Origin of the sequence: Roseisolibacter sp. H3M3-2 (assembly GCF_029211165.1) — a bacterium.
Classification (GTDB): domain Bacteria; phylum Gemmatimonadota; class Gemmatimonadetes; order Gemmatimonadales; family Gemmatimonadaceae; genus Roseisolibacter.
This window is the reverse complement of record NZ_JARGEK010000128.1, coordinates 1-12,250: the sequence shown is the minus strand read 5'-3', so window position 1 is coordinate 12,250 and position 12,250 is coordinate 1. Positions and strand designations below refer to the sequence as shown.

Below are 12,250 nucleotides of genomic sequence, written 5' to 3'. Positions count from 1 at the left end.
GCTCACAGAACGACATGGCTACGATCCGACTTGGAGGGCGGCGGCGAGGGCGGGGACGCGACGGCGCATGCCCGGACGTAGCACGGCGGCCCGCGGGCGCGCCAGGGTGCGCGGACCCATGCGCGCGCGCCGGGGCGCCGAGGTCAGGCGCCGCCCGCCCCCTGCCACAGCAGCCACGCGCCGAGCAGCCCGACCGCGACGCCGACCACCACGCGGAAGCGCTCGCGCGGGAGCCCGAGCAGGACGCGCTCGCCGAGCACGGTGCCGACCAGCACCCCGACCGACGCGACCGCGATCGGCGCGGCGTGCGGGAGGAGCGCGGCGCCGGCGCGCCACAGGTACACGGGCGTGCGCGCCGCGTCCACCAGCAGCCCGGTGGCGGTGGCGGTGGCCACGAAGGCGCGCGGCGCGAGGTCGAAGGCGCCGAGGGCGGCGGCGCGCAGCCCGCCCTGGTTCCCGGCCAGCCCGCCGAACGCCCCCGACAGCAGTCCGAGCCCCCAGATGGCCAGCCCGTGCGGGCGCCACCGGCGCGCCAGCCCGCCGAGCGTGGCGGCGGCGGTGAGCAGGAGCAGCGCGCCCAGCGCCAGCGTCAGTGCCCGTCCCCCGGCGCGCGCGTAGCCGAGGGCGCCGAGCAGCGCGCCGACCGCGCTCAGCACGCCGAGGCGGCGCAGCACCGCGCCGTCGACCGCGTCGCGCAGGCGCCAGGCGCGCAGCGCGGTGGCGAGCGCGTGCGGCAGCGCCACCGCGGCCACCGCGACCGCCATCCCGAGGTGCGCGGCCAGCAGCGGCGTCAGCAGGCTGCCGATCCCGAAGCCGACGACGGAGGCGGTGGCGCCCGAGGCCACGGCGACCGCGAACAGGAGGGCGAGGGCGGACGCGGTCATGGCCCGGAATATGTCCGGATGGGCGGGCCCGGCGCGGCGGCCGGCTCCGTGCCGCTGGACGCCCGCGGGGGCACCCGTACACATTCCCGCCCTATGACGACGACCGGACCGGCGGCGGAGACGCTCGCCAAGGTGGAGGTGCTGGCCGATCTCGAGGAGGTCGTGCACCAGCTGATGGAGACGCACGAGGCCAAGCGCATCCTCTGGTTCCCGAGCGAGCTGCTGGCGCCGCCGCCCGACACCGATCCCGACCACTACGTCGGCGAGCTGCGGAAGCGCGCGCAGGGGATCACCCTCCCGATGCGCGTCGCCCTCGCGCTGAACCTCCTGACCGAGGAGGGGCTCCCGCACTTCCACCGGCTGCTCGCCGCGTACCTCGGCAGCGACAGCTTCTGGACGAAGTGGACGAACCTCTGGACGGCGGAGGAGGACCGGCACGGCGCGGTGCTGCACGACTACGCGCGCGACAGCCGCGTGCTCGACAACCCGGTGCTCGAGCGCATGCAGTTCGAGTACCTCAAGGCCGGCTTCGAGCCCGCGTGGGACAAGGACCCGTACCGCGTCTTCGTCTACACGACGCTGCAGGAGCGCGCGACGCAGGTCAGCCACGCCAACACCGGCAAGCTGGCCAGCGCGTACGAGCCGACGATCGGCGAGGTGCTCGCCAACGTCGCCAAGGAGGAGGCGCGGCACTACACGTTCTACCGCGCGATCTTCAAGGAGGTGCTGCAGCGCGACCCGAGCCGCGCGCTGGTGTCGGCCGCCGAGGTCATGCCGTCGATCGACATGCCGGGCGTGAGCATGCCGCACTTCCGCGAGATGGCCGACGTGATCCGCCGCGCCGGGATCTACGGCCCGCGCGACTACCTCAAGATCGTCGAGGAGCAGATCCGCTACTGGGCCATCGACAAGGTCGAGGGGCTCGACGAGATGGGGAAGCGGGCGCAGGAGAAGATCCTCGGCATCCCGGCCCGCCTCGAGCGCGTCGCCGACGCGATGGAGGCGCGCAGCCGCGCCAAGTCCTTCTCGTTCGCCGTGGCGTTCGGGAAGGAGTTCTCGATGGCCTGAGCCGGCCGGTCAGCCGGCGTCCGACGACGACCAGGCGGCCCGCGCCGCCGAGTCCAGGACGCCGGGCGCGAGGCCGAGGAAGCGCCACGCCTCGGCCTCGTCGCGCGTCACGAGGGTGCCCGAGTCCTCGGTCTCGCTGAGGATCTGGTACATCCGCAGCAGCCCGAACGCGACCGCGGAGCCGACCAGCCCGACCCGGCGCGCCGTGCGGTCGAACGGGTTCAGCTCGGCCAGGCGTCGGATCTCGGCGGGCGTCGTCTCGAAGCGCGTCGCCGCGCGGAAGTCGGTGAGCTGCGCGTAGTCGGGCGCGAACGCCGGGTCGGCCGCCAGCGCCGCGGCGTGCGCGATCATCTCGCCGCCCGTCAGCGCGCCGCTCGCCCCGCTGTGCACGAGGCGCGCGTCGGCGAGGATGCGGTAGCTCGCGGGCACGGCGCGGCGCCCCGCGTCAGCCCTTCCGCGCCGCGACCCCGGCCAGCACCTCGGCCGCGGCGCGCTCCCCCGACTCGACCGCGCCCTCGAGGTACCCCTGCGCGTCGACCGACGTGTGCTCGCCGGCGAAGTGGCAGCCGTCCACCGCCTCCGCCTCGGCGCCGCCGAACGCCGTGTACTGCCCGACCCGGAAGTACGAGTACGACCCCTTCGTCCACGGGTAGGCGGGCCAGTCGTCGAACGCCGCGCGCACGCCGCCGGGCCCCGGCGTCGGCTGCAGCCCGGGGAGCACCGGGGCGACCTGCGCGAGGAACTGCTGCGCCAGCGTCTGCGTCGGCTTCCCGCTCTGCGCGAGGGAGGCCTGCCCGCCGGTGTAGTCGACGAGGATGCCGCGCGTCCCCGGCTGCGCGCGCGTCGCCTCCCACGTCTGCTGGTAGCCGCGGTCGGACGTCGTGTCGCCGTTGCACCCGAGCGCGTGCCAGCGGCGCGTCTCGAACTGCACCGCGAGCTTCGAGTTGGCGCCCATCCCCAGCTCGGTGATGGCGCGCTCCTTCACCGCCGGGAAGCCGGCGCCCGCGCGGTCGACCGTGCGCAGGATGCTGAACGGGAGCGCGAGCACGACGCGGTCGTACAGCTGCGCCGTGCCGTCGGCGAAGCGCAGCTCCCACCGCGCGAGGTTGCGGCGGATGCCGACCAGCGCCTTGCCGGTGCGCACGCCCTGCGGCAGCCGCTCGGCGAGCCGCGTCACCAGCAGGTCGTTCCCGCCGCGCACCTTGTACTTCTCGTTCGACGGGCCGAACACGCGCAGCTGCCCCTGCCCGACGCCGCCGAGCAGGTAGATCAGGTTGAGCGCGCTCTGCTCGGTCGCTTCGGCGCCGTACTCGATGACGTACGCGACCTCCAGCAGCTGCCCGAGGCGCGACGCGCGCCCGCCGGGGACGGTCTGCTCGATCCACGCGGCGACCGACATGGCGTCGAGCGCGCGCCCGCGCGGCGTCGAGCGCGCGTACGACGTGGGGTACCCGGCCTCGACGTAGTCGCGCTTGAGCGGCTGCCACACCGCCTTGAGGTCGCGCGTCGCCTCCTCGTAGGTGTACGGCGCGCCGTCGAACCAGTAGAGCGCCTCGGTGCCGTTGGGCTCCGCGGCCAGCACGTTGTCGAGCGGGAGCCCGAGCTCCTGCGCGAGCTGCCGGATGGCGACGTGCGACTGGTCGATCAGCTCCCCGCCGTGCTCCGTGAGCTGCCCGTCGCGGAAGGTCCCGTCGCGGCGCGTCCAGCACCGGCCGCCGAGCCGCGCGCTCGCCTCGTACACGTCGGCGACGACGCCCCCCTCGCGCAGGCGGACGGCGCAGGTGAGCCCCGCCAGCCCGGCGCCGACGACGGCCACCGACGCCGGCGCGCCCACCGCCGACGCGGCGCGCGGCGCGCGGGGCGGCCGGATCCCGGTGAGCGGGTCGGCGCAGGCGGCGGCCCCCAGCCCGACCGCCGCGGCGGCGAGGAAGGCGCGGCGGTCGATCGCCCGCGGGGCGTCGGCGGGGGTCCCGGAGGCGCGGTCGACGTCCTGCGCGAGGGCGACCAGGCGGCGGAGCAGGGGGGTGTGCGGCATAGGTCGCCCACGGTAGGACGGCCGGGTCCGGCGCGCCAGGGGTCGACCGGCGGTCACCCCCCGCCGTCGACCGGGCGGGCGCGGTTCCAGCGCACGCGCCACGCCTCACCCTCGCGCACCACCGCGCTGGTGACCGTGAACGCCCGCAGCGGCGTGCGCGCCGAGTCGGCGCCGGCGCGCTCGATCCAGACGCGCCCCTCGACCAGGACGACGTCCGGCGCGACGCGCTGCACCTCGTCGACGACGGTGCGGTGCGTCGTCCCCGGCGCGAGGCGGCCGAGCGACGTGGCGAAGTAGGCGCGGATCGCGTCGCGCCCGCGCAGGTCCGCCGGCGTGCCGAGGATCCGGCTGTGCCCCTCGGCGGCGAAGAGCGCGCTCAGCCCCGCGGCGTCGCGGGCGTTCCAGCGCTCGTCGGTGGCGCGGGCGAGGACGAGCAGGTCGCGCAGCTCGGCCTCGGAGACGCCGACCGCGCGCGGCGCAGCGGTCTGCGCCCCGAGCGGCGCGGCGAGGAGGAGCAGGGGGAGGAGGATGGCGTGTCGCATGGCGCGCATCCTCGCGGCGACGCGGACGCGAGGGAACTGGAATGGGACGAAGCGGCCCTGTGGCGATGCGATTGAGACACGGAGGGACACGGAAACCGGGGGAGAGACTCCAGCCTCGAGTCTCTCCCCCGGTTTCCGTGTCCCTCCGTGTCCGTTCCTACGCCACCGCCCGGATCGCGTCGCCGAGGATGTTCACCAGCTCGTCGATCTGCCCCTCGTCGATGATCAGCGGCGGCGACAGCGCGATGATGTCCCCGGTCACGCGCACCAGCGCCCCGCGCCGGAAGCAGTCCACGAACACGTCGAACGCCCGCGCCCCCGGCGCCCCGTCGCGCGGCGCCAGCTCGATCCCGGCGACGAGGCCGAGCGCGCGGACGTCGACCACGTGCGGCAGCCCGCGCAGCGCGTGCACGGCGTCGGCCCACCGCGCCTCAAGCGCCGCCGCGCGCGTCAGCAGCCCCTCGGCGTCGTAGAGGTCGAGCGTCGCCAGCCCCGCCGCGCAGGCCAGCGGGTGCGCGGAGTAGGTGTAGCCGTGGAAGAACTCGATCCCCGGCGGCGCGTCCTCGACCACCGCATCGTGCACCGCGCGGCTCGCGCACACCGCGCCCATCGGCACCGCGGCGTTGGTGATCCCCTTGGCGATCGTCATCAGGTCGGGTGTCACGCCGAAGCGGTCGGCGGCGAACGGGGCGCCGAGGCGCCCGAAGCCCGAGATGACCTCGTCGAAGATCAGCAGGATCCCGTGCCGGTCGCAGAGCGCGCGCAGCCGCTCGAGGTAGCCGACCGGGGGGAGCAGCACGCCCGTGGACCCGGCCACCGGCTCGACGATCAGCGCCGCGATCGTGTCGGCGCCGCGCTCGGCGACGATCGCCTCCAGCGCGTCGGCGCGCTCGGCGCCGTGGGCGGGGAGGCCGCGCGAGAAGGCGTTGCGCGACAGGTCGTGCGTGTCCGGCAGCAGGTCGACGTGCGGCAGCAGCTGCCCGGCGAAGGCGCGGCGGTTGTTTTCGATGCCGCCGACGCTGATCCCGCCGAAGCCGACGCCGTGGTAGCCGCGTACCCGGCCGACGAAGCGCGTGCGCTTCGTGTCGCCGCGCGCGGCGTGGTAGGCGAGCGCCATCTTCAGCGCCGTGTCCACCGCCTCGGAGCCCGAGTTGACGAAGAACACCCGGTCGAGCGGCTTCGGCAGGAGCGTCGTCAGCCGCTCGGCGAGCCGGAAGCCGAGCGGGTGCGCCATCTGGAAGCCCGGCGCGAAGTCGAGCCGCGCCGCCTGCTCCTGGATCGCGCGCACGATCGGCGCCCGGCAGTGCCCCGCGTTCACGCACCAGAGCCCCGCGGTGCCGTCGAGGACGCGGCGGCCGTCGGCGGCGGTGTAGTGCATCCCCTCCGCGGCCACCAGCACGCGCGGGGCCTTCTTGAAGGCGCGGTTGGAGGTGAACGGCATCCAGTGCGCGTCCATCGCCAGCCCGCCGGTGGCCAGCACGTCGGCCACGATCGCGTCGTCGGTCAGGTTCCCCATCGCGTGGTCGTCTTCTTGGTCCGCGTCCAGAACTCGATCGAGCCCTTCCCGGTGATGTCGCCGGCGCCGAACGCCGACTCCCCCCAGCCGCCGAACCCGAACGGCTCGCGCGGCACGGGGACGCCGACGTTGACGCCGACCATGCCGGCCTGCGCGCGCTCCATCACCGCGCGCGCCGCGCCGCCGCTGGTCGTGAACACCGACGCGGCGTTGCCGTACGGCGACGCGTTCTCCACTGCCAGCGCCGCGTCGAGGTCGGCCGCGCGCACGACGGCGAGCACGGGGCCGAACACCTCCTCCCGCGCGATGCGCATGTCGGGCGTCACCCCGTCGAGCACCGTCGGCCCGACCCAGTAGCCCCCCTCGCGCCCCGGCGCCGTCGCGCCGCGCCCGTCGAGCAGCACGCGCGCGCCCGCCCGCTCGGCCTCGGTCACGTGGCGTTCGATGCGCGCCTTCGCCTCGCGCGAGATGACGGGGCCCAGCGTGTCGCCCGGGACGAGCCTGCGCGCCTCCTCGACCACGCGCTCGAGGATCGGGTCGACGTCGGCGACGGCGAGCATCACCGACGCCGCCATGCACCGCTGCCCCGAGCACCCCGCCATCGACGCCGCGACGTTGGCCGCGGTCCCCCGCGGCTCGGCGTCCGGCATGACGATGAGGTGGTTCTTCGCGCCGCCGAGCGCCAGCGCGCGCTTGAGCGCCGCGGTCGCGCGCCGGTAGACGAGCGTCGCGACGCGCGTCGAGCCGACGAACGTCAGCGCGTCGATCCCCGGGTGGTCGCACAGCGCCTCGACCGCCGCCTGCCCGCCGTGCACGACGTTGAACACGCCGGCGGGGAGCCCCGCCTCGGCGAGCAGCGCGGCCATGCGCGTCGCGCTCAGCGGCACGAGCTCCGACGGCTTCAGGAGCATGCAGTTCCCGAGCGCGAGCGCGTTGGGGACGGTCCAGTGCGGGACCATCACCGGGAAGTTGAACGGCGCCACCGACGCGACCACGCCCACGGGGTGGCGATCGGCGCGGCACTCGACGCCGCGGCTCACCTCGAGCACCTCGCCGGTCGCCACCTGCGGCAGCGCGCACGCGAACTCGGTCAGCTCGATCGCCTTCAGGATCTCGGCGCGCGCCTCCACCTCGACCTTCCCGTGCTCCTCGACGATCAGCGCGGTGAGCGCGTCGGCGTCGCGCTCGAGCAGCGCGCGGTAGCGGAAGAGGACCTGGACGCGCTCCTTGAGCGGCGTCGCCGCCCAGCCGGGGAGCGCGGCGCGCGCGGCGCGGACGGCGGCGTCGACCTCGGCGGGGCCCGACAGCGGGACGCGCGCGATCACGGCGCCGGTGGCCGGCGCGTGCACGTCGAGCAGCTCGGCGCCGCCGTCGACCCACGCGCCGCCGACGTGGTTGCGGACGGTGCCGTGACGCGGCGCGGCCTCGGGAGAGGCGTCGGGAGGGGCGATCGTGGTCATCCCCCAACCTGCGCCGCGGTCGCCACCGGCGCGACCCACACCTCGGCGGCGAGCCCGGCCGCGCGCCAGCCCGGGCGCACCGCGTCGGCCACCGCCGGGGCCCGGCCGCGCGGGGCGAGCGCGATCAGCGACGAGCCGGCGCCGCTCAGCGTCGCGCCCCAGGCGCCGGCCGCGGTCGCGGCCGCGACGACGGCGTCGTACCCCGGGATCAGCGCGCGGCGGAAGGGGACGTGCAGCAGGTAGTCGAGCGCGTGCGCCTGCAGCGCGCGGTCGCCGGTCGTGCGGCCGCGCACCAGCGCCGGGCTCCTGTCGCCCGCGCGCACCGCGGTGCCGCCGGGCAGCTCGCGCGGCAGCGCGCCGCGCATCGCCTTCGTGGAGGTGTGGAACTCCGGGATCGCGACGACGGCCGCGACGTCGGCGTGCAGCGGCAGCGGCGCGAAGGTCCACCGCCCGTCGCCCGCGGGGAGGCCGAGCACCGCGCCGCCGAACAGCATCGGCGCGACGTTGTCGGGGTGCCCCTCCTCGGTCGCCCCCAGCTCGGCGACGCGCGCCGCGCCGAGCCCGAGCCCGAGGAGCGCGTCGTCGAGCAGCGCGCGGGCGACCAGCGCCGCGGCCGACGAGCCGAGGCCGCGCGCGACGGGGATCTCGGACGTGTCCTCGGGGCGCAGCCCCGGCGGCATGGCCCGCCCGGCGTCGGCGCAGGCGAGCGCGAACCCGCGCACCAGCAGGTCGTCGCCGGCCGGCGCGTCGCCGAGGACGGCGAGCGCGCCGAGGCGGACGAGCCGCGGCTCCGCGCCGGCACCCGCGTCCAGCCGCGCCTCGGCGACCAGCCACCGGTCGAGCGCCATGCCGACGCAGTCGAAGCCGGCGCCGATGTTGGAGGTGGAGCAGGGGACGCGGACGTGGGCGCGCATTGGGAGATGGGACGCGGAGTTCATCGTGTGAGTGCTGCGCGGCTGCGCAGGCTCGCAGCCCTAGCTCGCCACCGCGTCGATCGCCCGCGCCAGCCCGTCCAGCGTCGCGTCGATCTCGACCGGCGCGTTGACCAGCGGCGCGTCGCGCCCGGCGCGGTGGTAGTCGAGCAGCACGCCCGGGTCCTTCAGCACGTGCCCGGTGAGGATCGCCGCCACCCGCTCGCCCGGGCGGATCACCCCCTCGCGCACCAGCCGCCGCACGCCGGCCACGCTCGCCGCGCTGGCCGGCTCGCAGCCGATCCCCGCCGCGTCGATCGCCGCCTTCGCCTCGAGGATCGCCGCGTCGTCGGCCTCCGTCACCACGCCGCCGAACTCGCGGATCACCGACGCCGCGCGGTCCCACGACGCCGGGTCGCCGATCTTGATCGCCGTCGCCACCGTCTCGGCCTTCACACGCCGCGGCGACGCGAACCCCTCGCGGAAGCCGAGCGCGAACGGGTTGGCGCCCGCCGCCTGCACGCTGGCGACGCGCGGCGCGCGGTCGATCAGCCCGAGGCGCACCGCGTCGCGCAGCGCCGCGCCCACCGCCGACGTGTTGCCGAGGTTCCCCGCCGGCAGCACGATCCAGTCGGGGGCGTCCCAGCGCAGCTGCTGCAGGATCTCCAGCGCGACCGACTTCTGCCCCTCGATGCGGTACGGGTTGATCGAGTTGACCAGGTACACCCCCAGCCGCTCGGCGCCCTCGCGCACCAGGCGCAGGCAGTCGTCGAAGTCGCCGCGCACCAGCAGCGTGCGGGCGCCGTAGCCGAGCGTCTGCGCCAGCTTGCCGAGCGCCACCTGCTGCGCCCCGGGCACCAGGACGAGCCCCGGCAGCCCGGCGAGCGACGCGTACGCCGCCAGCGCCGCCGACGTGTTGCCGGTGGAGGCGCACGCCACCGCGCGCGCCCCGGCGCGGCGCGCCTGCGTCAGCGCGACCGTCATCCCGCGGTCCTTGAACGAGCCGGTCGGGTTGAAGCCGTCGTGCTTCAGCAGCAGCGCGTCCACCCCCGCCCACGCGGCCACCGACGGGCGGTGGAAGAGCGGCGTGTTCCCCTCGGGCTGGCTCACGATCTCGGCGTCCGACACGCCGGGCGCGATCAGCTCGCGGAAGCGCCACACCCCCGACGCGCGCGCCGCCCCGGCCGCGTCGGCCACGTGCGCGGGAGCGGCGTCGGCGAGGCGCTCGTCGAACAGGGCGCGCAGCGCGGCGCCGCGCGCCGCCGGGGGGGCGTGCACGAGCGACAGGAGCCCGCCGCACGCGGGGCAGCTGGTGCGCGCGTCGCGCTCGGGAAGCTCGTGGCCGCAGGCGTCGCAGCGCTGGAGGGTCGGGGCGGTCATCGCGGTGTATTCTACGGGAACGACGACGTCGGAGGACGCATGGAACGCGAGCCGCGGGCGCGGACGCGGGGGATGGAGGAGCTGCCGGGACGCGCGCCGCTCGTGGCGCCCGACCCCGGGACGCCGGCCGGGCGCCGCCGCTCGGTGCGGACGCTGCTGCTCGCGTGGACCGTCTACTGGCTGGCGCTGCTGCTCTGGCAGCTCCGCCCCGCGATCGCGCAGTGGTGGGCGATCCGGAACCAGGAGCACGGCACCATCACCGTGAGCTTCGGCGGCGACCTGTCCACCGGGCTGGCGTGGATCACGATCCCGCCGCTGCTCATGATGGTCGTGTGGCTCCTCGCGCGGCGGCGCTCCGGGTGAGGGACGCGGCGGGCTGCGGGCTGCGGGCTGCGGATCCGGAAACCCGCAGCCCGCAGCCCGCAGCGTCCGGCGGGCGGACGTGTGGAGATCAGCGGGCCCCCGCCAGCGCCAGCACGTCGTTCAGCACCCCCGCCGCCGTCACCTCCGGCCCGGCTCCCGGCCCGGTGATGACCAGCGGCCGCTCCTTGTAGCGCCGCGTCGTGAACACGAACTGGTTGTCGGTCCCGCTCAGCGACGCGAACGGGCTCGCGCGGTCCACCTCGACGATCCCCACGCGCGCCGTCTTGGGCGACACGTCGGCGCGGTAGCGCAGCACCGCCCCGCGCTCGGCGGCGGCCTGCACGCGCGCGGCCCACTCGGCGTCGAGCGCCTCCAGCCGCGCCAGGAACGCGTCGAGCGGGAGCCCGGCCATCGCCGCCGGCACCAGCGACTCGACCGCGACGTCGCCGATGTCCCCCTTCCAGCCGACGAGCCGCGCCAGGATCACCGCCTTGCGCGCCACGTCCTGCCCCGACAGGTCCTCGCGCGGGTCGGGCTCCGTGTAGCCGCGCGCCATCGCGTCGCGCAGCGCGTCGCTGAACGCGCGCCCGCGCCCCAGCTCCGCGAACAGGAAGCCGAGCGTCCCCGACGGGCACCCCTGGATGTGCAGGATGCGGTCGCCGCTCTCCTGCAGCTTGCGCACGGTGTCGATCACCGGCAGCCCCGCGCCCACCGTCGCCTCGTGCAGCACGCGCCGCCCGCGCGCCGCCGCCGCGTCCACCGTCGCGCGCCCCTCGGCCAGCGGCTTCTTGTTGGCGAGCACGAGGTCCATCCCGTGCTGCACCGCGGCGGTGAGCAGCGCCGACGTGTCGCCGGCCGTCACGTCCACGAGGATCGGGCGCGACAGCGCGTGCGCCGCGATCGCCGCCAGCGCCGCGTCGGGCGCGCCCTCGGCGCCGCCGGGCTGCGCGCCGAGCCCCTGCCCGTCGGCCTTCGCCTTCGAGAGCGCGGAGAGGCGGCGCGGGCCGATCCCCTGCGCGTCGAACACCCACCCCTTCGAGTCGACGACGCCCACCAGCGCCACCGCCGCCTCGGCGCCGTCGGCGCGCGCCACGCGCTGCGACTCGGCGAGCTGGCGCGCCAGCTCGCGCTCCACCTTGCCGAAGCACAGCAGCACCACGTCGGCGTCGCGCGGCGCGCGCGCGGCGCCCCCGCCCAGCCGGTCGAGGCGGAACGCCGCGTGCGCGGCGCGCTGCGCGGCGGCGGCGTCCGCCCCCGCGACGACCGCGGAGATGTTCAGCTCCGACGACCCCTGCGCGATCGCGACCACGTTCACCTGCGCGTCGGCGAGCGCGCCGAAGAAGCGCGCCGCGATCCCGGGGACGCCCGCCATCCCGCTGCCGACGACCGCCACCGTCGCCACCTCGGGCTCGACGTCGATCCCCTCGATCTCGCCGCGCGCCAGCTCGACGGCGAACGCCTCGCGCAGCGCCGGCTCCACCGCGGCGGCCGCGCTCTGCGGGACGCCGACGCAGATCGACTGCTCGCTCGACGCCTGCGAGATGAGCGCGACCGAGATCCCCGCGCGCTCCAGCGCCGCGAATGCCCGCGCGGCGATGCCGGGGACCCCCGCCATCCCGGTGCCGCGCACCGTCACCAGCGCCTGCCCGCCCAGCGCCGACACCGCCTTCACCGGGTGGCGCGGCGTCCCGTTGGCGCCGGCGCGGCGCTCCTCGGCGAGCACGATCGTCGTGCCGCCGGCCGACGGGTCGGCGAACGGGCGCACCGTCACTCGCGCGCGCGCCGCCGGCACGCCGGCCGCGCGCGCCTGCTCGGGCTGCGCGACGCGCGCCAGCAGCGCCGCCAGCGCGCGCGGGTGCAGCACCTTCGCGCCGTGGAACGCCAGCTCGCTCGCCTCGCGCGCGTGCAGCGCCGGGATCACGCGCGCGTCGGGGACGACGCGCGGGTCGGCGGTGAGCAGCCCCGGCACGTCCTTCCACAGGAACACGTCGCGCGCGCCGAGCACGCGGCCGAGCGTCGTCGCGGTGAGGTCGGAGCCGCCGCGGCCGAGCGTCGCCACCGGCGCCACGCGGCGCGGCGCGTCGGGCGCGG

At 76.6% G+C, this 12,250-nt stretch carries 11 protein-coding genes; 2 read left to right on the top strand and 9 right to left on the bottom strand.

Annotated elements, in window-relative coordinates; translation table 11 throughout:
- Positions 1–143 precede the first annotated feature (143 nt).
- On the bottom strand, positions 144–884 hold the full coding sequence (locus PYV61_RS12265) for a TSUP family transporter (protein ID WP_275831867.1): 741 nt from the start codon (positions 882–884) through the stop codon (positions 144–146).
- A 93-nt stretch (positions 885–977) separates the two neighbouring features.
- Between PYV61_RS12265 and PYV61_RS12260 the strand changes: the two genes are divergently transcribed.
- Positions 978–1,952, top strand: a complete 975-nt coding sequence (locus PYV61_RS12260) for an acyl-ACP desaturase (protein ID WP_275831865.1) — start codon at positions 978–980, stop codon at positions 1,950–1,952.
- Positions 1,953–1,961: 9 nt separating this feature from the next.
- On the opposite strand, the gene PYV61_RS12255 is transcribed toward PYV61_RS12260, so the two are convergent.
- From PYV61_RS12255 to thrC, 7 genes are all read right to left on the bottom strand, one after another.
- Positions 1,962–2,381 (bottom strand): hypothetical protein, encoded by a 420-nt coding sequence (locus tag PYV61_RS12255; protein WP_275831863.1) that lies wholly within the window; start codon positions 2,379–2,381, stop codon positions 1,962–1,964.
- A 16-nt stretch (positions 2,382–2,397) separates the two neighbouring features.
- A complete protein-coding gene (locus PYV61_RS12250) occupies positions 2,398–3,987 on the bottom strand; it encodes an FAD-dependent oxidoreductase (RefSeq protein WP_275831861.1) in 1,590 nt (529 codons plus the stop codon).
- Between the two features lie 53 nt (positions 3,988–4,040).
- The gene (locus PYV61_RS12245) at positions 4,041–4,529 is read right to left on the bottom strand and encodes an SgcJ/EcaC family oxidoreductase (RefSeq protein WP_275831859.1); all 489 of its coding nucleotides are present in this window, start codon (positions 4,527–4,529) and stop codon (positions 4,041–4,043) included.
- 157 nt (positions 4,530–4,686) lie between these two features.
- On the bottom strand, positions 4,687–6,045 hold the full coding sequence (locus PYV61_RS12240; RefSeq protein WP_275831857.1) for an aspartate aminotransferase family protein: 1,359 nt from the start codon (positions 6,043–6,045) through the stop codon (positions 4,687–4,689).
- Entirely contained in the window at positions 6,033–7,505 is a 1,473-nt protein-coding gene (mmsA, locus tag PYV61_RS12235) for a CoA-acylating methylmalonate-semialdehyde dehydrogenase (protein ID WP_275831855.1), read from the bottom strand. Before mmsA ends, PYV61_RS12240 begins: the two co-directional genes overlap by 13 nt.
- A complete protein-coding gene (thrB, locus tag PYV61_RS12230) occupies positions 7,502–8,419 on the bottom strand; it encodes a homoserine kinase (protein ID WP_275831853.1) in 918 nt (305 codons plus the stop codon). The genes mmsA and thrB overlap by 4 nt, the downstream gene beginning before the upstream one ends.
- Positions 8,420–8,479: 60 nt before the next feature.
- Positions 8,480–9,796, bottom strand: coding sequence for a threonine synthase (gene thrC, locus PYV61_RS12225; protein ID WP_275831850.1), 1,317 nt, complete (start codon positions 9,794–9,796; stop codon positions 8,480–8,482).
- A 39-nt stretch (positions 9,797–9,835) separates the two neighbouring features.
- On the opposite strand from thrC, the gene PYV61_RS12220 reads away from it, so the two are divergent.
- Positions 9,836–10,159: a hypothetical protein gene (locus PYV61_RS12220; RefSeq protein WP_275831848.1), complete on the top strand. Its 324-nt coding sequence runs from the start codon at positions 9,836–9,838 to the stop codon at positions 10,157–10,159.
- Positions 10,160–10,247: 88 nt separating this feature from the next.
- Here PYV61_RS12220 and PYV61_RS12215 read toward each other — a convergent pair.
- On the bottom strand, positions 10,248–12,250 hold a 2,003-nt coding region (locus tag PYV61_RS12215; protein ID WP_275831846.1), incomplete at its 5' end, for an aspartate kinase.